At 33.5% G+C, this 1,122-nt stretch carries 1 protein-coding gene; it reads right to left on the reverse strand.

What is annotated here, in order from left to right:
- A partial coding sequence (locus BVF91_RS13005; protein ID WP_085113766.1) for an IS701 family transposase occupies positions 1-989 on the reverse strand: 989 nt, incomplete at its 3' end.
- Positions 990-1,122: the final 133 nt, after the last annotated feature.

The following is a 1,122-nucleotide window of genomic DNA, read 5'->3' on the forward strand; positions in this document are numbered from 1 at the left end:
CGTACTTGATACGTATTTAGTCCAAGATTATTCTTTGTCTGTCTAAAGAATATTTCTATAGGCCATCTCTGACTATAGTATTTTAGAATAGTCTCAGTATCTAATTCAGTATCAGTACAGATAAATGCATGTAGAGCCTTCTGATTTTTAAAAGCTTTCTCAGCCCAGCACATTAGAACTACAGCATTATCTATCCCATTTAAGGCTCCTTCATAGCGATATACCCAGTACCTAGAACCATTCACTGTAACGAGGTGAACTTCGTTCTTTTCGATATATTGGGCAAAGTCTTTTATCTGAATTCTGATGCCTTGTGGATAGATAATTCTGTTAGTCTTTAGTGCTCCTATGAGATGGTATCCTCTTTCAAAATGTGCTTCTATTACTTTCTTGTTTATGTACCATGAATCACATAGTCCATATGCTGGTCCTTTAGGTATTGGAAGCATAGATACCATTTCACATATTCTTTCGATTTTGCTTTTGCCACCTTTTTCATAGCGTTCGATGTAGTAAGGCAATACTACTTTGCCGCATGATAGCATCATGGTAAGAAGCTGATGTCCCCAAACTTGCTTTCCTTTTAAATGTGATTGATGAAATCCTGTTGCCTGGATAGAATGTTTAGCCTGTGACGAAGGCTTAGTTTTTTCAGCAATAGTATCATCAAAAATCACAAATATCGGCTTTTTGCAAGTTTGTGATAATTCAAGTATAATACGAATAACTTCCCGCCTTATAGCTCTCCATGCATACTCTATATTCCAAACACCTTGACTTAAGAATTTGCCAAAGGTAGTTCTATGGCAATTAGCAAAGCTTAAATTAACTATATCAGTAACAGTACCACTATAACCCTTTTGAGTGGCAGCAATTATAAATTCTACAATATGGCGAATAACAGGTTTAGTAAAATATAATGCAAAATTTAATTTCATTAAGTACTGGATTATTGATGAATTTTCTGTTATTCTTTTATTATGAGACATTTGCTCCACTCCTACGGTTAATATTGTTATAGTGCAACAACATATTAATACCATAGAAGTGAGCATTTGTCTCTATTTTTTATTAAATTTTTTCATGTAAGTTTATTATGGTAATTTATGTAAGCTAATTTTC

Origin of the sequence: Thermoanaerobacterium sp. PSU-2 (assembly GCF_002102475.1) — a bacterium.
Lineage (GTDB): Bacteria > Bacillota > Thermoanaerobacteria > Thermoanaerobacterales > Thermoanaerobacteraceae > Thermoanaerobacterium.